At 41.0% G+C, this 21,359-nt stretch carries 24 protein-coding genes; 7 read left to right on the top strand and 17 right to left on the bottom strand.

Annotated features, from left to right (window positions below):
* Positions 1-86: 86 nt before the first annotated feature.
* A complete protein-coding gene (locus CLIN57ABFB40_RS19040; RefSeq protein ID WP_175631494.1) occupies positions 87-1,115 on the bottom strand; it encodes a hypothetical protein in 1,029 nt (342 codons plus the stop codon).
* Between the two features lie 11 nt (positions 1,116-1,126).
* Positions 1,127-1,699: a hypothetical protein gene (locus CLIN57ABFB40_RS19035; RefSeq protein ID WP_175631493.1), complete on the bottom strand. Its 573-nt coding sequence runs from the start codon at positions 1,697-1,699 to the stop codon at positions 1,127-1,129.
* 253 nt (positions 1,700-1,952) lie between these two features.
* Between CLIN57ABFB40_RS19035 and CLIN57ABFB40_RS19030 the strand changes: the two genes are divergently transcribed.
* Positions 1,953-2,225, top strand: a complete 273-nt coding sequence (locus tag CLIN57ABFB40_RS19030; RefSeq protein WP_175631492.1) for a hypothetical protein — start codon at positions 1,953-1,955, stop codon at positions 2,223-2,225.
* 272 nt (positions 2,226-2,497) lie between these two features.
* Here the strand turns inward: CLIN57ABFB40_RS19030 and CLIN57ABFB40_RS19025 are convergent, their stop codons facing one another.
* Both CLIN57ABFB40_RS19025 and CLIN57ABFB40_RS19020 read right to left on the bottom strand, forming a co-directional pair.
* Positions 2,498-3,547, bottom strand: coding sequence for a hypothetical protein (locus CLIN57ABFB40_RS19025; protein ID WP_175631491.1), 1,050 nt, complete (start codon positions 3,545-3,547; stop codon positions 2,498-2,500).
* 11 nt (positions 3,548-3,558) lie between these two features.
* Complete coding sequence (locus CLIN57ABFB40_RS19020; RefSeq protein WP_175631248.1) at positions 3,559-3,918, bottom strand: hypothetical protein; 360 nt, start codon at positions 3,916-3,918, stop codon at positions 3,559-3,561.
* Positions 3,919-4,242: 324 nt separating this feature from the next.
* Here CLIN57ABFB40_RS19020 and CLIN57ABFB40_RS20425 point away from each other — a divergent pair, with 324 nt between their 5' ends.
* Positions 4,243-4,449, top strand: coding sequence for a hypothetical protein (locus CLIN57ABFB40_RS20425; RefSeq protein ID WP_254871840.1), 207 nt, complete (start codon positions 4,243-4,245; stop codon positions 4,447-4,449).
* Positions 4,450-4,513: 64 nt separating this feature from the next.
* Here the strand turns inward: CLIN57ABFB40_RS20425 and CLIN57ABFB40_RS19015 are convergent, their stop codons facing one another.
* Both CLIN57ABFB40_RS19015 and CLIN57ABFB40_RS19010 read right to left on the bottom strand, forming a co-directional pair.
* Positions 4,514-5,002: a hypothetical protein gene (locus CLIN57ABFB40_RS19015; RefSeq protein WP_175631490.1), complete on the bottom strand. Its 489-nt coding sequence runs from the start codon at positions 5,000-5,002 to the stop codon at positions 4,514-4,516.
* A gap of 51 nt (positions 5,003-5,053) precedes the next feature.
* Entirely contained in the window at positions 5,054-5,545 is a 492-nt protein-coding gene (locus CLIN57ABFB40_RS19010) for a hypothetical protein (protein ID WP_175631489.1), read from the bottom strand.
* Between the two features lie 221 nt (positions 5,546-5,766).
* Between CLIN57ABFB40_RS19010 and CLIN57ABFB40_RS20420 the strand changes: the two genes are divergently transcribed.
* On the top strand, positions 5,767-5,964 hold the full coding sequence (locus CLIN57ABFB40_RS20420) for a hypothetical protein (protein ID WP_254871839.1): 198 nt from the start codon (positions 5,767-5,769) through the stop codon (positions 5,962-5,964).
* A 66-nt stretch (positions 5,965-6,030) separates the two neighbouring features.
* Here CLIN57ABFB40_RS20420 and CLIN57ABFB40_RS19005 read toward each other — a convergent pair whose 3' ends face one another.
* From CLIN57ABFB40_RS19005 to CLIN57ABFB40_RS18990, 4 genes are all read right to left on the bottom strand, one after another.
* Positions 6,031-6,309 carry a hypothetical protein gene (locus CLIN57ABFB40_RS19005; RefSeq protein WP_175631488.1) on the bottom strand — a complete coding sequence of 93 codons (279 nt, stop codon included), beginning with the start codon at positions 6,307-6,309 and terminating at the stop codon, positions 6,031-6,033.
* 25 nt (positions 6,310-6,334) lie between these two features.
* Complete coding sequence (locus tag CLIN57ABFB40_RS19000) at positions 6,335-6,736, bottom strand: hypothetical protein (protein WP_254871838.1); 402 nt, start codon at positions 6,734-6,736, stop codon at positions 6,335-6,337.
* 19 nt (positions 6,737-6,755) lie between these two features.
* Positions 6,756-7,151, bottom strand: coding sequence for a structural protein P5 (locus CLIN57ABFB40_RS18995; RefSeq protein WP_175631486.1), 396 nt, complete (start codon positions 7,149-7,151; stop codon positions 6,756-6,758).
* 262 nt (positions 7,152-7,413) lie between these two features.
* Positions 7,414-7,887, bottom strand: coding sequence for a hypothetical protein (locus CLIN57ABFB40_RS18990; RefSeq protein WP_254871837.1), 474 nt, complete (start codon positions 7,885-7,887; stop codon positions 7,414-7,416).
* A 213-nt stretch (positions 7,888-8,100) separates the two neighbouring features.
* Here CLIN57ABFB40_RS18990 and CLIN57ABFB40_RS18985 point away from each other — a divergent pair, with 213 nt between their 5' ends.
* Entirely contained in the window at positions 8,101-8,520 is a 420-nt protein-coding gene (locus CLIN57ABFB40_RS18985) for a hypothetical protein (protein ID WP_175631484.1), read from the top strand.
* A 731-nt stretch (positions 8,521-9,251) separates the two neighbouring features.
* On the opposite strand, the gene CLIN57ABFB40_RS18980 is transcribed toward CLIN57ABFB40_RS18985, so the two are convergent.
* The 5 genes from CLIN57ABFB40_RS18980 to rpoN all read right to left on the bottom strand — a co-directional run bounded on the left by CLIN57ABFB40_RS18980 (position 9,252) and on the right by rpoN (position 14,281).
* On the bottom strand, positions 9,252-11,090 hold the full coding sequence (locus CLIN57ABFB40_RS18980; protein WP_175631483.1) for a 4-hydroxy-3-methylbut-2-en-1-yl diphosphate synthase: 1,839 nt from the start codon (positions 11,088-11,090) through the stop codon (positions 9,252-9,254).
* The gene (gene purE / locus CLIN57ABFB40_RS18975) at positions 11,090-11,599 is read right to left on the bottom strand and encodes a 5-(carboxyamino)imidazole ribonucleotide mutase (RefSeq protein WP_004296231.1); all 510 of its coding nucleotides are present in this window, start codon (positions 11,597-11,599) and stop codon (positions 11,090-11,092) included. The genes CLIN57ABFB40_RS18980 and purE overlap by 1 nt, the downstream gene beginning before the upstream one ends.
* 52 nt (positions 11,600-11,651) lie before the next feature.
* Entirely contained in the window at positions 11,652-12,032 is a 381-nt protein-coding gene (gene gcvH / locus CLIN57ABFB40_RS18970) for a glycine cleavage system protein GcvH (protein WP_175631482.1), read from the bottom strand.
* Positions 12,033-12,061: 29 nt separating this feature from the next.
* The gene (locus tag CLIN57ABFB40_RS18965; RefSeq protein ID WP_175631481.1) at positions 12,062-12,733 is read right to left on the bottom strand and encodes a hypothetical protein; all 672 of its coding nucleotides are present in this window, start codon (positions 12,731-12,733) and stop codon (positions 12,062-12,064) included.
* A 63-nt stretch (positions 12,734-12,796) separates the two neighbouring features.
* Entirely contained in the window at positions 12,797-14,281 is a 1,485-nt protein-coding gene (gene rpoN, locus CLIN57ABFB40_RS18960) for an RNA polymerase factor sigma-54 (protein WP_175631480.1), read from the bottom strand.
* Positions 14,282-14,419: 138 nt separating this feature from the next.
* Between rpoN and CLIN57ABFB40_RS18955 the strand changes: the two genes are divergently transcribed.
* Both CLIN57ABFB40_RS18955 and CLIN57ABFB40_RS18950 read left to right on the top strand, forming a co-directional pair.
* Positions 14,420-15,793 carry an aminopeptidase P family protein gene (locus CLIN57ABFB40_RS18955; protein ID WP_175631479.1) on the top strand — a complete coding sequence of 458 codons (1,374 nt, stop codon included), beginning with the start codon at positions 14,420-14,422 and terminating at the stop codon, positions 15,791-15,793.
* An 8-nt stretch (positions 15,794-15,801) separates the two neighbouring features.
* Positions 15,802-17,109 (top strand): acetylxylan esterase, encoded by a 1,308-nt coding sequence (locus tag CLIN57ABFB40_RS18950; protein ID WP_175631478.1) that lies wholly within the window; start codon positions 15,802-15,804, stop codon positions 17,107-17,109.
* A 79-nt stretch (positions 17,110-17,188) separates the two neighbouring features.
* Here the strand turns inward: CLIN57ABFB40_RS18950 and CLIN57ABFB40_RS18945 are convergent, their stop codons facing one another.
* Both CLIN57ABFB40_RS18945 and CLIN57ABFB40_RS18940 read right to left on the bottom strand, forming a co-directional pair.
* On the bottom strand, positions 17,189-17,596 hold the full coding sequence (locus tag CLIN57ABFB40_RS18945; RefSeq protein ID WP_175631477.1) for a hypothetical protein: 408 nt from the start codon (positions 17,594-17,596) through the stop codon (positions 17,189-17,191).
* 219 nt (positions 17,597-17,815) lie between these two features.
* Positions 17,816-19,489 carry a nucleoside kinase gene (locus tag CLIN57ABFB40_RS18940; protein ID WP_175631476.1) on the bottom strand — a complete coding sequence of 558 codons (1,674 nt, stop codon included), beginning with the start codon at positions 19,487-19,489 and terminating at the stop codon, positions 17,816-17,818.
* Positions 19,490-19,571: 82 nt separating this feature from the next.
* On the opposite strand from CLIN57ABFB40_RS18940, the gene CLIN57ABFB40_RS18935 reads away from it, so the two are divergent.
* The gene (locus CLIN57ABFB40_RS18935; RefSeq protein WP_175631475.1) at positions 19,572-21,269 is read left to right on the top strand and encodes a Na/Pi cotransporter family protein; all 1,698 of its coding nucleotides are present in this window, start codon (positions 19,572-19,574) and stop codon (positions 21,267-21,269) included.
* Positions 21,270-21,359: the final 90 nt, after the last annotated feature.

Raw genomic sequence — 21,359 nt, 5'->3', positions numbered from 1 at the left:
ACCAACTATTATGTAAGCATTGCACACCATACAAAAAATACAGCTTTTTTCTTAAAATAAAAAAGCTGCTCTACAAAAAATATGCTTTAATAATCTTGAATCGTTCTCAAAATCCCATTTTCGAAATATAAATAGCTACTACCTTGATGATATATCCATTGTTCATGATTTCCATAGTTACCCTTAGTTACATTAACTGATTCCGGTTCTCCCCAAGCCTCAATACACATAGCTTTAGTCCACCCTATGCGTATCTGATTTTTAATAATCAAATCTGCATTAGTTCGCCCATACTTACGAACAAGTACAGCTTCTTTTTTAAGTCGAGTCTGATACTGTTGTTCAGTCTCAAGACCATAGATATCATCAATTTCCTTCTCATTTACAACTTCATACAATTCTTTATAAACAGGATGTTCCAGCAATACAATAAACGGAAGCCGATCTTCTCTGATAGCAATATCCTTACAAACAAATTTAGTACCTTTAGGAACAACAACTTTCTCATCTGTTTTTAAATTCCTAAAAGTTGAATAAGTTTGAAAAGCATACAATGATTTCCCAATATATCTTTCTTTCAGTTTCTCAAAATAGCCAACATTAATAAATGAAAGAGGATTTCCCTTATCATAACGATAGTACAATTTCTCATAAGGAGCATCTTTCATTATAAGTTCAAAAATATAAATCTGTACTTCATCATCGAATAACGACTTTTCACTCTCTAATATTCTATTAACATAATAATATCTATTAGCTACAGAGTCCAAATCAGTACCTTTATATCCTCTCTTCATAACCTGCTTATAAACAGAATTATAAACTTCTTCAAAATAATCCGTATCCTTCTTTTTCTTTATTTTAGTATAGAAATCGTCTCCTATTCCTTTTTCACGATCCATTTTTGTCCCATAATAGTACCATGTTTGCCCTATTTGACTTTTAAAATTACTTTTTGTTATATTAGTCAAGCTATCATAAGGAATAATACTATCCTTTTTCTCTGTTTGTTCCCCAACCTTTATTATATTAAGTTGCGCCGTTACTATTCCTGAATTAAAAAACAATCCGATAAATAGGAATAATACTTTTAAATAAATAGAGATAATCTTCATTTTATACTACTTTAAAATTCATAAGGATTATCTTTCCAATTCAGCCAAGGAATACATCCACACTGAGTCAAATCACCAGGCATCACAACTGTCAATGTTATGGGATTATAACGACTATAGACATCATAGTATTTACATGTATACTTATTTCTATATTTAGCTTCAGAAGTATCGTCATACGCTACCACAAAATAACGACCAACAGGAACATCCACTTCTAAAGTCTTGCCCGAAATAATGGAAGTTTTAAACTTATAAATTGCATTAACGATTGTACCATCATCAAGCTTCATTTGATTGTTTTCCCGTAACATCTTATAAGTTTCCTCCTCTTGAAGGCAACTATAAGCATATTCTGATTCAACAGATACTTTATTATTACCCGTCACATATTCTTTTCCTGAATTTTCCGGAAAGAAAAGAAAGGTAATAGAAGCGAGCGCTTTATCTCCCTGATGAAAACCAAGTTCATACCCGTTTATCCAAACCGTCTGATTTAAGTTCTTATTTTCATCATCATCGTTTTTACAAGAAGAAAACATCATTGAGACAACAGCCATCGCCAAGAATAAATAGTTTTTCATATCGGTTGCTATTTTAGTTAATAAATTGTTTTGTTATAGATAGCACAAAGATAAAGAAAGATTCAGAAATAATTCCTTATATTCAAGAAAAATCAATAGATAAAAAACATCACTATTATTCTTATCTATATTTTTAGGAAAATCCATACATGAAATTAGTTAATTTCCTTTAGAATAGGATTTTCCCTCATTAAAATTTGGCGGAAGAGAATAACGAGATTATTATTGAATCACCTTAAACAAATTACCAATTATGATGAAAATAGATTTATATACCAAACTCGTCTTGACAGTTATTGCTATTTCAGTGTCGATAATAGCATATCGAAACATCGAGTTTATACCTTCTACTCGTGCACATTCTATGAACCTGGCTCTCAACACCCCCTTAGACGTAAATATTGTTTCGGTTCCTTATAATGGAATAGATGTAAATGTGAATAATAAAATTAAAGTAGACACTCCTTACGGCGGATTAGATGTAAATGTAAAAATTATAAAGAGTCCAAGTAAGGTTTATCAATGACAGCAGCTCACAAAAAAGCAAAAAGAAACCGGAGCTGATTAAAGAAATTGACACATCAGATCCGGTCTTTATTTTGCAAGGTATTACTATTCATAATTTTTTCTAAATCGATTGTTCCCATGTACTTGATATTGTTTAATATTACATCATTTATTCAATTAAAGCAACACAAACATACCATAGGAAAACCTATAACACAAATAAGTCTGTAACGCCTACATAAATATATGTAAGCGTTACAGACTTATTATAAATAAAGAATGATTTATCAACTAGTATTGAATAGTAGTCAGAACTCCATTCTTAAAGTATAAATAACAACTTGAGGAGTATACCCACTGTTCTGTTGTTCCATCCGCACCAGATATTACATTTACTGATTTTGGAGCACCCCAAGATTCACGACACATAGCCTTGCTCCATCCGGTACGTACTTGATTCCTTATTATGAGATCTGCATTAACCTTACCATATTTTCGAGCTAAAGTTGCTTCCTTTTGTAAACGAACTTTATACATTTCAGGGGTATCCAATCTTTCCATCTCAACACCAAGCGTAAGATCAGCATAAAAGTCACCATACTTATCGTGATGTAATATCAGCAAAATATGATATTGATTTCCATCTTCAATACTTATGTCTGTACACTTTAGATGAGTTCCTTTAGGTATTTTTTCATATTTCCCTGTGCCAATCTTCTCCAAGCCACTATCATCTTTATGAATAATTAGTTCCTTACCAACATATTTCTGTTTCAGTTTTTCGATATAACCGACATTTATTAATGTTCTAAAATATGCATCACGAGAATCAAAATCAAAATAAACAGTATCATTAGGAGCATCTTTCATGATAAGTTCATAAGAATAATTTGAGGCGAATTTCTTAGGACCATTCTTAGGATCTTCAATCAAACGGTTCACATAATAGTATTTACCTACAACAGATTCATAATCTGAGCCACGTTGCCCTTCTCCCACCGTAAACTTATACACTATAGAGTCAGGCAAATACCTCATATTCTTATTCTTAAGCACTAATGCAAAATACTCAAACTTAGGCATTGTAGTAATACCTGAATACACTCCCCATTTCTTAGCAATTGCATCATCATTCAAATACAAAGTCTGTCCCACCTGACTACGGAAGTTCTCCTTACAAATATTCTCCAAACTATCGTAAGGAGCAACAACTTCTTGTTCAGGAGTCTCTTCCTGAACCGTTTTTATCTTCGATATTTGTGCTATTGCTACATCATTAAAAACAAACAATAGCATGAACAATACCAGTTTGGCTATAAAAAACTCACACTTGCTATTCATTACTGATAGGTTTACTGCTTTACAAAAATCTCAGAATATCCATCCTCATCAACCAAAGTCATTTTAGTACCTTCGATTGTTCCATTCTCTTTATATCCATCAAACCAAGTTATTGAAACAGATGGAGCGGCATACTCATATTTTCCATTAGCCGTAAAACGACTTTCATCTTCTCCATGCAGTTTTTCTACAACTTCCACTGAGCATTCTCCATTCATATGAAATTGTATAGTACGAGAGCATTCGTCGAAACCCGAAACGTCCTCATTACATACCCAAGTTGTGCCAGACAATGCGTCTTTGTCATCATCCTTACAAGAGAAAAAAGCAATTGCGATAACAGCTATCGCCAAAAATAAATAGTTTTTCATACCTTAGAAGCATTTTAGTTAATAAATTGTTTTGTTATCTGTAATGCAAAAGTAATCAAATATTCTGTAATAGAATGTTTTATTCAAAATATTCTATTAAAAAATGTACAACATTGACGATGGGTAAATTAAAAGAAAAGCTTCCAACCTGTGGACGCTCTCTTACTTGTCAAAGTAACAGCCTCATGTCAATGAAGCTGAAATATGCACTTCCATAACAATTATTTTTAGCTTTATGATGATAATTCAGTTATTTATTCATACTTTTGTAATTAAGGATTAGGTAGGGAACAACACACGAACTAACCATTATTCAATAAATATATGAAGTATGAATTTATAGGAAACAGTTATAAAAAGAGAGTGATAGATGTAAATAGGATTTATGACGAGCACTCAAAAGAAGGTTTGACCAACAGAGAGATTTTTAGAAAATTCATTTATCCTATCTATCGTATCTCTGAAAAGACTTTTTACAATTGCCTCAACGCAAGTGCAAGATTCCCGGATACGGAGAAGGATTCCAAGTAAAAAAAGACCGGAGCTGATTAAAGAGATTGACATATCAGCTCCGGTCTTCTTATAAAACCAATCCTTATGCAGGAGTTACTGCCGGCGGATAAATGGCGTAACCGGCACCACCGTCAGCAGGGGCCAGCACTTCCAATTCGCACTCGATAGCCAGTACCTCGCTACCATTGATATTACCGGAAAGCTTAGCGGAAAGGCTACCATTGAAGACACGGATAGTATGACCGCTCGCACACTTGATGTCCGCAACCCCAACCAAATCTTCTACCGTTGCCGGTGGAGTATATGTACCGTCAGCAGCAACAGTACCTCCCATCACATCCTTGCAATGCACACCATCAAGCTGGATAAGCTTGAAAGTAATCACGTTCGTACCATTGTTTTTGGTAATCACTTTCACCGGACCACCTTTCACCTGAGCGGCATTGATTTTCACCTTTTCAGGTTTATCTCCGCCCCACGCCAGACCTTCTTCACTAATATAACCCAATACTTTTTCACCAAACTTAAACTGGTCTAATCCATATGTAAGACCATCATTTACTTGTGCCATAATTTTAATTTGTTTTTAATTAATAAAATAAGTAATCACTCAATTCTTCAATCAAGCATTTGCAGGAGAGCTTGCGGGCGGACAGATAGTATAGCCAGCCCCACCGTCAGCAGCAGCCATTATCTCCAGTTCGCATTCGATAGCCAGAACCTCGCTACCATTAATATTACCGGAAAGTTTGGCAGACAGACTACCTTTACTGATGCGAATAGTATGTCCACTACTGCAAACGATTTCGGCAGGACCTTCCAATGTTACTGCAACAGGCGGTGTGTACGTACCATTAGCTTCTGTCTTTCCACCCATCACCGCTTCGCAATGAGGACCGTCAAGCTGAATAAGCTTAAACGTAATCACATTAGTGCCGTTGTTCTTGGTAATGATCTTCACCGGTCCGGATTTCACCTGAGCAGCATTAATCTTCACCTTCTCGGGTTTGTCACCTCCCCAAGCCAGACCTTCTTCACTAATGTAACCTAATACTTGATTGTTGAATTTAAACTGGTCCAACCCAAAAGTCAGACCGTCATTAATTTGTGCCATAATAAATCTATTTTTTAGTTATTAATAAAAACGACAGTGCAAACATACAGGGATGAGAAGTGGAAAACAAATAACAGTATAACGCTTGCATAAATGTATGTAAGCATTGCACAAGCCTCATTTTTTCTATTATAATATAATTATTTTTCCATATCTTTATGACATCAAATCCAAGACAAGGAATTGAAATAAAAGAGTAAAAAAACCAAAAAAATTAGATTATGAAAAACGAAATGAAAGGCAAAAGTTACGAGGAGAGAGTAAAAGACGTAAATCGAATTTATGACAAGTACTCACGGTCAGGTTTATCCAACAGAGAAATTCTTAGACGGTATATATACCCAATCTATCATATCTCAGAGAAAACATTCTATAACTACCTCAACGCAATCACCAAGTTCCCGGATTACGATGTCTAGCAAAAAAGGAAGTTCTGCGTTTATGAATATAATTCATTTACACAGAACTTCCTTTTTCAATCTCATTCAACAAAACGAACTGTTACTTTTCTTCATTTTTATTATCAAGACAAAAGAAAAAATAATAGCCGAGCATTTTCCAAAGTATATCCAGAATGACTGCCATCCGGTCGGCCCTCTTGTCATAAGAGAAACCGACTGGCGCGTGGAAGAATCACGAAACCGGAGCAACTCCTCCTCCAACCGTAAATACTCCCGTTGCAAACTGTCACAAGTAGCAGTCAGATACAAGGTATCCCCTTCTGCCTTGGTGATGTTTATTGTGGCACGATCACTCTGATGCATATATCCGGCTCCAACCGGAAGAGATTCAATCTGTGGTATTATCAGTTTGATTTTTGCCCGACTTGGCGGCACGGGCATGAGTGCCAGTTCCACCCTTTTTCTTGACCGGAGACTGTCGCCCTGATAATCTGACTGTACTTGCAAGTTCTGCTGACTCCTGCAACTCATGCCGCATAGGACAATCATCCCAATAACAACAATCCGTAGCTCTGAGTACCGCTTTCTCAAACCGCTCCACAATCTGATATAATTTTCTATTTTCATCTTTGATATGAGTTAAAGTTGTACATACATCATCGTACATCACCTGATAAATATCATGTACTTCCTTCTTTTTTTTAGCGCGGTAGAGATTACGGCTAAACATCCAAGTTACGATTGAGCCTATTCCGGCCGGGAATAGCATAGCCAATATTTGCATGAACATATCCATCGTTCTCTATCCGTTAAAGTAAATCCCATCCGGCTTCCACATCAGCCATGACAGCCGGCACTCCATTCTCCACCCGACTCATAGCTCCCGCCAGCGAACACATGAGATGACGGTCATAAACATCAATCCGCCGGTCGGGGTCGATGCCCGCTATCTTCGCGACAGTAGTAATATAGCCTTTCGTATCGTTCTCCGAAGGTGGAGCCCATCGGCTCACCATCGTACGGATAGTATAGCAATGATGCAACAACGAATAATTACGTAGTAGCTTCAACATGGCTCTATAGCCATATGCCATCGTTTTGAACTGTTTGAATGCAAAATCTGTTGAGGGAATTATTTCTCCCTGCCATCGTGTACCATCATGACGAATGTTACCTGGATTATTATTTCTCAATCCTCTAGTCATATGATTCTATTTTAGGTTTATATTTATTCATCTTTTGATAATCTGGTCTGAAAAAAGTCAAGCGCCTGCTTACCTTTGCGGTAATTCCTACGTGCTTTTTTCTGTGCCTCTTTCGCATCCACATACCTTGGTGCATCTGCCGCCATTAGCAGTAACATGGGATATGAGATATTCCACATAATATAGTGAGGCGTCCAACCTGTAGCAGAAGCTATCTGCCAAATTAATCCGAACGGGCTATGAGGGCCTTCCGTATGTCCCTTTAACTCCCTGTTGTTCCATGGCTCAAACGGCGAGTCATCACATTCATCATCTGCGCCGATTTGATAGTAGTCGAGAAAGACTTTATGTCCAACAAAAGCAATAGCTGCAACATGGCTTCCTGCAAATAGGCCGGATGCACACGCCAACGCAACCACCAAGCTACTACTTTATTAAACACTCGCCCTGTGATATAACCGCTGACGATGGCGCAGGCCACCAATTCACTGATTTCCTTGCCACGCTCAGCAACAAACTCCATGTTCCGGTCAAACGTATATTCCCGCATTTCATCGACCGATACCCCCAGACTCAAATACTTACGGGAAATCCGGATAAGCCCACCTAATGCGGGGGTACGCATGGTAATCCCACACCGCTTCCTCTTTGTCATGAAACGTAAAGGACGGACCGGAATAGAGATTCCCATATCCAACAGAAGTCCGGAAGCACGAAGTTCTGCTTTCTGTTTCATTGTAGTTGTTTCTTCATTCATCATTACATACATTTATGTTATTAATTCAAATACGGATGCAAACATAAGGCTCATCCCTAACAATCGGCAAATTATAATGCAACAGTTACATAGAACTATGCAGGCACTTCACACTTATTTTTCTATCCACACAAAAATACCCTAATTTGCAGATATTATTTAGTATCCATATTATATTTAATTTATTGAATCATGAAAAAAGAACTTTATCAGGCAATGGTGAGCCGCTTACAAGAAATCACCAATGAGAATACCCAAGAGTGTGTTTTCAAAGATTTCGGATTATGGAAACCGGAAATCTTGAACGAAGTAAGTGACATATCAAATAAAAGACCTGCCATATACATTGAATTTCTACCTATTGCCTGGAAAGCTCCATGCGGTGGTGTACAGAACGGAAATGTACAGATACGATTGCATATCATAGGACCAGAATCTACCGAACTGGAAAACAACCTGCAATTACTGGATTTGGCGGAAACTGCAAAAGAACACATCGTACATTGGCAGGACTCAAGCTATGGAAGAATCATTTGTGTAGAAAGTACGGTCAATCATGAACAAGCATTGAGAGAATGCACAGAGACGTTTCAGATTGCCATTCGGCAATAGATAAACTAAAATACTGTTGCAGATATACACTGCAAAACTTATAAGTAATATCTGTAGCAGTTATTTTCACTTTTTCCATCGCAGCAATTATTCCCTATGTCGTTCTGATACATAAAACGGATTTTCAAAAATAGTATTCTCATAGTTTAATCATCAACACTTAATGAATTGTAGCAAAACTAGCGCTCATCTTCATCATAACTAACTGATAACCTAAATTATACTACTGTAATCAATAGATTTTCAATAAGACATATCTATCGTTGCACTCCAGTGAACAGACTCGTTTACTAGAGTACACAGGTCTATCCACTCTAGTGCAACAGCCTGTTCACTGGAGTGGAACAATACATATGAAGGCAGAAAAACACAACAATGTCAGTTATGAAAGATATCTTATCTACCGAGTTAACATACAAACTATAATTATATTGCCTTCTACATATTAGTTTCTTGAAACAAAGACAAGCATAATATGTAGCATGAGAAATGCCAAATAAAGTATGAGAAATGCCTTCTTTAAAAGCATTTTACAGCTATAAACCATGAGAAATGCATGTAAACAATTTTATTCTCATCATATATAAGGCTAGTAATCAGGCGAATATACTTTTTCTATGAGAATATGAGAAATGATTTTATTTTTTTCTTATAGGAGAGCCTTAGTAACGGCGGTTGCAGTAACCACCGTTACTAAGAGGAAACAACTGATTATGAAGTTTTACATATCACTAAGAATTTTCTCCCCTGTCATTCCGTATAAACTCCAACAATCTTTCCACTGCTTCTTCTTCGGGAATATTCTTTTCTACACAGACCTTGCCTTTATAAAGACTGATTTTGCCTCGTCCGGCACCTACATAACCGTAGTCAGCATCTGCCATTTCACCGGGACCATTCACGATACAGCCCATGATACCGATTTTCAGTCCTGTCAGATGTGAGGTAGCTGCCTTGATGCGGGCAATCGTCTTCTCCAAGTCGTAAAGCGTACGACCGCAACCGGGACAAGAGATATATTCTGTCTTAGAGGTACGGGTGCGTCCGGCTTGCAGGATTCCGAAAGCAGTGGCGTCTACTACAGCATGGCTCAGGTTACCTTGATTGAACAGGAAGATACCATCGCAAAGTCCGTCAAAAATCAATGCGCCCATATCGGCGGCAGATTTTATTTGCAAATCCTCTGCATTATCTTCTGCGTAATGTTGGAAGAAGACAACCGGGTTTTGCAAACCTTCCGTCATTAGTTGATGCACCAATGCGCGGTGTTCGCCCAAACGGTTCGGGTGATTGCTTTGGGAAACAATGACCACTTCCGGATGTTGCTTCAGACAGGCGATTACTTCTTCTGTCTGTGCCATATAAGGCATGAACAGGAATTTGAGTTCTGCATTACATCCGCCCATCAGCGGTAATTGCACATGATTAAAGGCAGGCCAAGTTCCGGTTTCCCCTTGCCATACGTCTGCATCGAGGATATATTCCACACCTGCTTCACGCTGTTCAGGCAAAGCACGTCCGGCATAGATATAATCCGGAGTGAATTGGGGATTTACTTCCGTCTTTCCATCCATGCGGTCGGCAATGACTACGGGCACATGTTCGCCTCCGATGTTACGGACCGCTTTTGTCTTCCGGCGTTCAGGAGACAGATAGTTGAATTCCGGTGCTTCCAAGCCCGGAATATAGGGATGACCCTGCCTCAACAGAACATAATCCACCAATTTACGGGCTACCGGAATTTCAGCTTCGGGTGCTTCACTCAAAGATACGCGGATGGTATCGCCCAACCCGTCGCTCAACAATGCGCCGATGCCGAGAGCAGACTTGATACGCCCGTCTTCTCCGTCTCCGGCTTCCGTCACTCCGAGATGCAGTGGGAAAGCCATGCCTTCTTTTTCCATCACGTCCACCAACAGTCGGACGGTTTTCACCATTACGACCGTATTGGACGCTTTGATGGAAATCACTACATCAGTGAAATTCTCCTCAACACAGATGCGGAGAAATTCCATACAAGATTCCACCATCCCGGCAGGTGTATCACCATAGCGTGACATGATGCGGTCGGACAAAGAACCGTGGTTCACTCCGATACGGATAGCCGTGTGGTTCTCTTTGCAGATATTCAGGAAAGGAACAAACCGGTCATGAATCTTTTGTATTTCCTGTGCGTACTCTTCGTCTGTATATTCCAGTTTCTTAAAAGTACGCGCAGCATCTACATAATTCCCCGGATTGATACGCACCTTTTCCGCATATTGAGCGGCTACGTCGGCAACCTTCGGATTGAAGTGCACATCGGCCACCAGCGGGACCATATATCCCTGGCTGCGCAAACCGATATTGATATTCATCAAGTTTTCCGCTTCCTTGATGCCTTGCGTTGTCAATCGGACATATTCGCCACCTGCGTCAACAATACGCTTCGCCTGTTCCACACAAGCCTGCGTATCCTGTGTAGACGTGTTGGTCATCGACTGGACACGAATAGAATTGGGGCCGCCCAACGGTACAGCCCCAATATTCACTTCTGTGGTTTCTCTTCGAAAATAATTGAATAGATCCATTAGTTCGTTTTATATTCAAACTTAACTTCTTTCAGTTCTTCGTTTGCTTTTACGATTTTCTTTTTCAGTCCTTCTTTGTAAGCAGCAAAAGCTTCCGCCAGTTTCTCGTCACTCAACGCAAGCATCTGGATGGCCAGAATAGCCGCATTCATCGCTCCGTTAATGGCAACGGTGGCTACAGGAATGCCCGGAGGCATCTGGATGATAGAGTAAAGAGCATCTACGCCATCGAGCACGGAACCTTTTACGGGCACTCCGATAACAGGAAGTGTAGTGTTAGCTGCAATTACACCGGGAAGGGCGGCAGCCATTCCGGCAGCAGCGATAATCACTTTAATGCCGCGGTTGCGGGCATTCTTGGCAAATTCTTCCACAGCCTCAGGCGTGCGGTGAGCAGAAAGCGCGTTCATTTCGAACGGTACATGCATATCATTCAGCAGTTGCGCAGCCTTCTCCATAACAGGAAGATCGGACGTACTGCCCATGATGATACTTACAATTGGAGTCATTTTGATTTACTATTTTACGATTTACTATTTACAATTTAAAGTGCGGTAAGAATTATCCGTTTACCACAGCTTTATAAGCCTCAGCATCCAACAGGTCCTCAACGGCTTTCAGGTCTGCCGGTTTCATTTTAATCAGCCAGCCTTCGCCATAAGGGTCTTTGTTCACCAGCTCCGGATTTTCTTCCAGTGCTTCATTTTGTTCCATCACTTCACCGGCTACCGGCAGGAAAAGGTCGGAAATGGTTTTCACTACTTCGATGGTTCCGAATGTCTCACCGGCTTCCAACGTTTCACCAACAGTCGGTATATCTACGAACACAATATCACCCAATTGTTCTTGAGCATAGTCTGTGATACCAACATAAGCAATGTCACCTTCAATGCGAATCCATTCGTGTTCGCTTGTGTACTTCAAATTCTGTGGAAAGTTCATAATAATTAGTTTTTAGGATTTATACTATTTTAAAATAAAAATACTCGAAATAATAGGTTCATCATCGGATGGAGCACCAAAAGAGCACATACCAATCCGACAGCAAAACCGGAAAGCACCTCACCCAGCGTATGATGTCCCAAGATAATCCGTGCAGAGCCGAGTATGCCGGCTATCAATATAAACAGGCATAACCACACTACCGGATTATAACCGAATAATGCACTGAAAGATACCAGCCCCCCTATCACGCCACCTATCCCGGCCATATGCTCGCTCAGTTTCCATTTTAGGTTTACTCCGATACAAATGACGGACACGAGCAAAGAGGTCAGGATGATGCCTGTCATATACCAGGGGATATTCAGTTTGCGCATCATCAGCCAGCAGAACACGTATGAGATGATAGTCAGCAGAATCGGTATATAACGCTTCTTACGTTCGCCCAGTTCCTGACGGTCAAATCCATTGATTTTACGAAACAGGAAAATCGTGATGGTAGGTGTCAGTATGGTGAAACAGTAGATGATTCCCAACACAATCAGCTTATACTGCATCGGCATGATACGAAGATAAGAAAACAGGAATAACACCAGGAATGATAAAAACGGGATAGAAAATGGGGTGAACACCATTGAAGTGATTCGCGCCACTTGCAACATTGTCTTATCCGCTATGATATGCTCTCTTTCTCTGTCCACTCTTTTTTTTATTACTGATTACTAATTACAAAATTATAACTCTCTTACGGACCCGACCGACTATTATTTCCTTAGTCGCGCTACGGGAATATTCAGCTGCTGGCGATATTTCGCTACCGTCCGGCGGGCAATAGGATATCCTTTTTCTTTCAGGATGTCTGCCAGTTCATCATCCGTCAGCGGTTTCTTCTTGTCTTCGCTGTCGATACACTCTTTCAGAATCTTGCGAATCTCGCGGACAGACATCTCCTCTCCGTCTTCCGTTGTATATCCGTCAACGAAAAAGAATTTAAGCTGATAGATACCGAAATTCGTCTGCACATATTTGCTGTTGCTGACACGGGAGATGGTCGATATATCCAGTCCTGTACGTTCGGCTACATCTTTCAGAATCATCGGCTTCAACAGCGATTCGTCTCCTTCGAGGAAGAAAGGCCGTTGCAGGTCAACGATTGCCTGCATGGTAGTAATCAATGTATTCTGACGCTGCTTGACGGCATCGATGAATCCTTGTGCCGCGTCCATCTTCTGTTTCAGGAACATCATCGCTTCCTTGGATTCTTTCGACTGATTGGCCTTATTCTTGGTATGTTCTTCCACCATTTCCGTAAAATCCCGGCTCATACGGAGTTCGGGGACATTGCGGTTATTGAGGCTTATATTAATCGTTCCGTCATCATATGTTTCTACGATGAAATCGGGAATAATCTGCTGAAGGTTTCTGCCGATTGCTTCTCCCAAAGAAGCACCCGGGCGGGGATTCAATTTGGTAATTTCACTGATAACCTCTTTGAATGTTTCTTCGTCAATATCCAATTTCTTTATAATCTTTTCCCAATGCTTACGTGTGAATTCTTCATAACAGTCACGAATCACACGTTCTTCAAGGTCGAGTATAGGATTGGGCGCTTTTTCTTCATCTTTCTTCCGGCAAATCTGTATCAGCAGACATTCCTGAAGGCTACGGGCACCGATACCTGCCGGGTCAAAGTCCTGCAAGATGCACAATGCTTCTTCGAGTTCTTCCTCTGTCGATTCTATGCCGGCATAAATTGCCAGTTCGTCACAGATGCTCTCCAGAGACTTGCGAAGCAGACCGTCATCATCCAACGAACCGATCAGGTATTCGACCAATTCGCATTGATGCTCTGTCAAATTCCGTTCACGAAGTTGCTCTTTCAGAATTTCATAAAAAGAGGTGGTGTCGGAGAAAGGTATATTTTCCGCCTGATCGTCCTTCGAGCGGTTGTTCTCCTGCAGTTTATAATCGGGAATATCGTCTTCGGTGAGGTAATCACTTAAAGAATCATAGTCGTTAGCATCATTCTCCATACCGTCTGCCGCACTGTCGGCATCGGAATATTCATCGGCGGCATTTTCTTCTTTACCTTCTTCAAGTGCCGGATTTTCAAGCAGTTCGGCATGGATACGGTCTTCCAGCTCCACTGCGGGAAGTTCCAACAATTTCACGACCAGAATCTGCTGGGGCGAGAGCGTCTGTACTTGCTGTTGCGCCTGAGATTGTATTTGACGGGAACCTTGTGCCATATTCGTTTTTGCTTTCTACTATTTCTCGCTACAAAAGTAACTTTTTAACGAGAGATTACACAGATTAAGGGGATTATTTTTAATCCTATAACACAAAATTCCTTATCTTTGTTGCACGAACTTAAAAATTAGGACCATATGTTTGCCAAAGAAACGTATATGCAGCGGAGAGCCCTGCTGAAAAAGAATCTAGGCTCTGGAGTATTGTTATTTCTTGGAAATGACGAGTGCGGATTGAATTACGAGGATAACACATTCCGTTATCGACAGGATTCCACTTTCCTCTATTATTTCGGACTTTCATGCGCCGGACTTTCGGCAATCATAGATATCGATGAAGACAAGGAAATCATTTTCGGTGATGAACTGTCTATTGACGCTATCGTATGGATGGGCTCGCAACCGACATTGCACGATAAATGCGAACGTGTGGGTGTGGCTAATTTAATGCCGTCTGCCGAGATTGTAAGTTATCTTCATAAATGTGTGCAGAAAGGAAAGGCGATTCATTATCTGCCCCCTTACCGTCCCGAACATAAACTGAAACTAATGGACTGGCTGGGGATACCGCCTGCACGCCAAGAAGGTTCCGTACCTTTCATCCGCGCTGTCATCGCTCAACGTAATTATAAATCCGCAGAAGAAATCGTAGAAATAGAAAAGGCTTGCGACGTGACTGCCGATATGCATATTACAGCCATGAAGGTGCTTCGTCCGGGTATGTACGAATATGAGGTAGTAGCAGAAATGAACCGGGTGGCAGAATCTAACAACTGCCAGCTCTCTTTTGCCACAATTGCCACTATCAACGGGCAAACGTTGCACAACCATTATCACGGCAATCTCGTGAAACCGGGTGACTTGTTTTTAATTGACGCCGGTGCGGAAGTTGAATCAGGATATGCGGGCGATATGTCGTCTACGGTTCCTGCCGACAAGAAGTTCACAACCCGCCAGCGTGAAGTGTACGAAATTCAAAATGCAATGCATCTCGAATCGGTGAAAGCTCTCCGTCCGGGAATTCCTTATATGGAAGTTTACGAATTGTCCGCCCGCGTGATGGTAGAAGGCATGAAAGCTCTCGGACTGATGAAAGGAAATGCTGAGGATGCTGTTCGCGAAGGCGCTCATGCCCTGTTCTATCCGCATGGATTAGGTCATATGATGGGATTGGATGTACATGATATGGAAAATCTGGGTGAGATATGGGTAGGATACAACGGTCAGCCGAAGAGTACGCAGTTCGGTCGTAAGTCACAACGTCTCGCCATTCCGCTGGAACCGGGATTTGTACATACCGTGGAACCGGGCATTTACTTTATTCCCGAACTGATTGATATGTGGAAAGCAGAAAAGAAATTCGCTGATTTCATCAACTATGACGTGGTGGAAACTTACAAGGATTTCGGCGGTATCCGTAACGAAGAAGATTATCTGATTACAGAAACCGGCGCTCGCAGACTGGGCAAGAAAATTCCTTTGACTCCGGAAGAAGTAGAAGCTTTGAGATGAACAGCCCCATGAAGAAACTACTCTTATCCGTATGTCTACTGTCAGCAATCTTGTTATCTGTCGTAGCCGAAAACTATCCTTATAGAAGCGATGTGCTTTGGGTTACTGTTCCCAACCATGCCGACTGGATTTATAAGACAGGAGAAAAAGCGACCGTGGAAGTACAATTCTATAAATATGGTATTCCCGGAGATAACGTAATTGTCAACTATGAAATAGGCGGAGATTTGATGCCTGCCGATACAAAGGGAAGTGTTACACTCAAAAACGGCAAAGCCATAATTCCTGTCGGCACAATGAAAGAGCCCGGATTCCGCGATTGCCGCCTGAAGGCAACAGTGGACGGAAAAACGTATTCGCATCATGTCAAAGTCGGTTTCTCACCGGAAAAGCTTAAGCCATATACTGCCATGCCCGCCGATTTCAACGAATTCTGGGAGAAGGCTAAAGCAGAGCAGAAAGATTTTCCGCTGACTTATACGAAAGAGCATGTAGAAAAGTATTCTACGGATAAAATAGATTGCTATCTCGTGAAATTGCAACTGAATAAAGGCGGGCAATGCATCTATGGCTATTTATCCTATCCGAAGAAAGAAGGGAAATTTCCGGTTGTATTATGTCCCCCGGGAGCAGGTATCAAAACAATTAAAGAGCCTTTGCGCCATAAATATTATGCGGAACAAGGCTGCATCCGCTTTGAAATTGAGATACACGGGCTTAATCCGGAAATGAATGAACAGGAATTTAAAGAAATAAGCAATGCATTCAATGGTAGAGGGAACGGGTATCTAAACAATGGTTTGGACAACCGTGACAATTACTACATGAAACGGGTATATCTGGCTTGTGTCCGCAGCATCGATTTCTTAACTTCCTTACCGGAATGGGACGGCAAGAATGTGATTGCTCAAGGGGGAAGCCAGGGTGGCGCATTAGCTTTAATCACCGCCGGACTTGACCAGCGTGTCACCGCTTGCGTCGCCAATCATCCCGCATTAAGTGATATGGCAGGATATAAGGCAGGACGTGCCGGTGGTTATCCGCACTTTTTCAAAAGAGCAACGGGTATGGATACGCCTGAAAAGATAAAGACAATGGCTTATTACGATGTAGTGAACTTCGCAAAGCTAATCAAAGCGGACACTTATATGACATGGGGATTCAATGATGACGTATGCCCACCGACCACCAGTTATATTGTTTACAATGTATTGAACTGCCCGAAAGAGGCGTTGATAACTCCGATTAACGAGCATTGGACTTCAAATGATACTGAATACGGGCATTTGCTTTGGATAAAGAAGCATCTGAAATAAAATTTTGCCACTGATTACACAGGCACATACCTGTATAATCAGTGGCAAAACTCTGCTTCTTAAATCCTTTTACCTGTCTTTAATCATCCCAATCAGACAAAGGTAGCGTTTTCTTCCCGTACCACTTCATCCATGCATACGATTTTCTTTTTCTGATATAAAGCGTATCGCCACAATTCTCCACCGCTTCCCAATCAAAAACGGAATGAGGACGGAATGACTTTTCCAGCCAGTAAAACACATGGTAAGTCATAAAGGGAAGTATCATCCACCACCATGAATACACTAATGACAAGACTAAGGCAGGCGACAGTGTCAAAAGGAAGCACTCCCAAAACTGCCTTGCATGAATCCGTAGTTCCATGTCTTCCCAAACTTCCAAATACTTATATCGGGTAAAGAAAAAACCACCGAACATAAAATAATGACTCTTATTCCTCTCTTTTCCTAAGAACCATTTTGCTAAAAGATTATTATAAAAAATCATATTCTCTCTCTTTTTTATTGTAAGTAAATTCATAACATAATAAACAATTAAAGGTTCAATGTTTTAAAGTTTAATAAAAGGTTCAGACGCTATTTTTCGAAAATAGAAGCTAATCATCATCTATTTTGTATTTCCTTTGCGTTTTTACAGCACAAAAAAAGTCCCTGTGTTCTCATTGCAGAAAACACAAGGACAAACAATTGTTTATTATATCTCTACTTAATATTTAAAACTGCTCCCACCCAAAAACTCGCGAAGCAGGGAAGTCGGCGGAATTTCCTTATCCTGTACCGGAACAAAATATTTAATGAATTTCAGCAACCGGTAAGCTTCACAATATTCGGGACAATTGCGCGGAACTCCCATCAAGATAGGTTCGGCATGCAGGCGAAGAACGGCAAATTCAAAGAGTAATGCCGAATTGAACATAACATCGGCATTCTCTTGGTAAGGGAATATCCACTTGTCTTCACCGGCACGTACACTAGGCCAGCGTGAAATGGTTTCACGGGCGGAATATCCACGATAATTGAAGTCACGGATAATACGGCGCAACAGACGGTTATCTGTGGTCGGAATCCAGTTATGGTCGTCCAGGGAAATGGTAGTCAGTGCAGATACGTAAATCTTAAATTTGCGTTCAGCCGGAATATGGGGAGTCAGCTCCGGATTCAAGGCATGAATACCTTCCAGAATCAGAATCGTGTTATCTTCTATTTTCAATTTGTCACCTTTATACTCTTTCTTGCCAAGGGAAAAGTTGAAACGGGGAAGTTCCACCTCTTCACCACGTAGCAGGGCTTGCAATTGCTGGTTGAACAAATCCAGGTCGAGAGCGTAAAGTGATTCATAATCATAGTTTCCGTTTTCATCCAGAGGAGTGTCTTCACGGTCTACGAAATAGTTGTCCAAAGAGATTGGATAGGGTTTCAAGCCGTTTGTCATCAACTGGATAGAGAGACGTTTGCTGAAAGTCGTTTTCCCCGAAGACGACGGTCCGGCAATCAAGACAAGTTTCACACGGTTGCCGTTTTCTCCACGGTGGAAGATGGTATCGGCTATCTGAGCTATCTTCTTCTCCTGCAAGGCTTCGGCTACATTAATCAAATCTGTGGCGTGCCCTTCTTCACAAGCCAGGTTAAAGTCTCCGGCGTTGTTGAGTCCCATAATGTAACTCCAGTTCAGATATTCCTTAAAGACGTCCAGCATCTTCTCCTGCTTCACAACATCTTCCAATACTTCGGGATTCTCGCGGCTCGGAATCCGAAGAAGCAGTCCATCATAATATTTCACGATGTCGAACAACTTAATATATCCGGTGCTGGGCAACAGATTACCATAATAATAATCGACCGTATCACCCAACGTGTAGTAATAGGTATAGAGAGAGCCGGAAGTTTCGAGCAGCCGCACTTTGTCATTCATCCCCCGTTCACTAAATACGCGTACAGCTTCCGCCGTATGACATTCGATGCGGTGATAAGGAATATTTTCGGCAATAATTTCCTGCATACGCTGCTTGATGCGTTTCACATCTTCCAGTTCGATAGGACGCCCGATACGCAAATTGCAGAAATAGCCTTTTGACACAGGATGTTCTACGAATAACTTTCCGTCGGGATACAACTCCGTGACAGCCTTAAACAAGACAAAGCAGAGCGAACGGACATAGGTACGTATACCGGACTGGTCTCTTACGTCCAGAAACTCTATATCCTTATTGTTATATACCCTAAAATTAAGTCCCTCAGAGCGGTTATTGACTTTGGCACTGACCACTTGATAAGGAAAATTAAGATTAAAACCGTAATAAATATCCAAAAGTGAGCTCCCGATAGGGAATTCTTTAGAAATATTATTATTTTTGCAACATATTTGTAACATCTGTTTCATCGAGTTCGTTAAAAGGTGAATAATTTGGGACTAATATACTTATAATCAGACTGAGAACAAATAACCATTAAAAATATTATAGATGGAATATTCTTTTTATGATTTTTTAAAGCTCATAGGTTCATTAGGGCTCTTCTTGTACGGAATGAAGATAATGAGCGAGGGCTTGCAAAAGGTCGCAGGTGACAGACTACGAAGTATCTTGACGGCAATGACTACCAACAGGGTAACGGGAGTATTGACAGGTGTGTTAATCACAGCCCTTATCCAATCTTCTTCAGCGACGACGGTAATGGTCGTGAGTTTCGTTAATGCCGGGTTACTTACTCTTGCCGAATCTATCAGTGTCATTATGGGTGCCAACATCGGTACTACGGTCACTGCCTGGATTATCTCAATTTTCGGATTTAAGGTTGACATGGCCGCTTTTGCCCTTCCTCTTTTGGCCATCGCCCTTCCGTTTATCTTCTCGGGCAAAAGTAACCGCAAGTCCGTTGGTGAATTCATTTTCGGTTTCTCTTTCCTCTTCATGGGACTTTCTTATCTGAAAGCAAATGCGCCCGACTTGAATGCCAACCCGGAAATGCTCGCCTTCGTACAGAACTACACGGATATGGGATTCTTCTCCATTCTGTTGTTCCTGTTCATCGGTACGATACTGACCATGATTGTACAGGCTTCTGCCGCCACGATGGCAATTACGCTGATTATGTGTGCCAACGGCTGGATTAGTCTGGAACTGGGTGCAGCCCTCGTACTGGGAGAAAATATCGGAACTACAATCACCGCCAATCTTGCCGCATTAACAGCCAATACACAGGCTAAACGGGCAGCATTGGCGCATTTTGTTTTTAATGTGTTCGGTGTTATCTGGGTATTGATTATCTTCCACCCTTTCATGCAACTGGTGAACTGGGTGGTAGACACTTTCTTCCAAAGCAGCAACCCCGAAGTTGCCATCTCATACAAACTGTCCGCTTTCCACTCTATCTTCAATATCTGTAACGTATGTATCCTGATATGGGCCGTGAAACTGATTGAACGTACCGTATGTGCTTTAATTCACCCGAAGGAAGAGGACGAAGAACCAAGACTGCGGTTTATCACCGGCGGTATGCTGTCTACAGCGGAGCTTTCCATTCTTCAGGCACGCAAGGAGATTCATCTTTTTGCAGAACGTACCCATCGTATGTTCGGCATGGTGCAGGACTTGCTGCATACGGAAAAGGATGATGATTTCAACAAACTGTTCAGCCGGATAGAGAAATACGAGAATATCAGCGACAATATGGAGTTGGAAATAGCCAACTATCTGAACCAGGTATCCGAAGGTCGTCTGAGTTCCGAAAGTAAGTTGCAGATACGCGCCATGCTACGTGAAGTGACGGAGATTGAAAGTATCGGGGACAGTTGTTACAACCTGGCACGTACCGTCAACCGGAAGCGTCAGACAAACCAGGACTTTACCGAAAAGCAATACGAGCATATCCACTTCATGATGAAGCTGACGAATGACGCTCTTGCACAAATGATTATGGTGGTAGAGAAACCGGAACATCAGAATATTGACATCAACAAGTCTTTCAATATTGAAAACGAAATCAATAATTACCGCAACCAATTGAAGAATCAGAATATCCTGGATGTGAACAACAAGGAATATGATTATCAAATGGGAGTTTACTACATGGATATTATCGCCGAATGTGAGAAACTGGGCGACTATATAGTAAATGTGGTAGAAGCCAGCAGTGATGTGAAAGAAAAGAAGGTTTCCTGATAAAGCAAAAATCATAATATAAGAAAGGAGAACCGAGTGATTATATAGCCGGTTCTCCTTTTTATTTCAGAGTTCCTCCTGCCCCCTTGA

It is taken from the genome of Bacteroides acidifaciens (assembly GCF_903181435.1).
In the GTDB taxonomy this organism is placed as follows: Bacteria; Bacteroidota; Bacteroidia; order Bacteroidales; family Bacteroidaceae; genus Bacteroides.
Note: the sequence above shows the minus strand (reverse complement) of the source record. Positions and strands in the feature narration are given on the sequence as shown.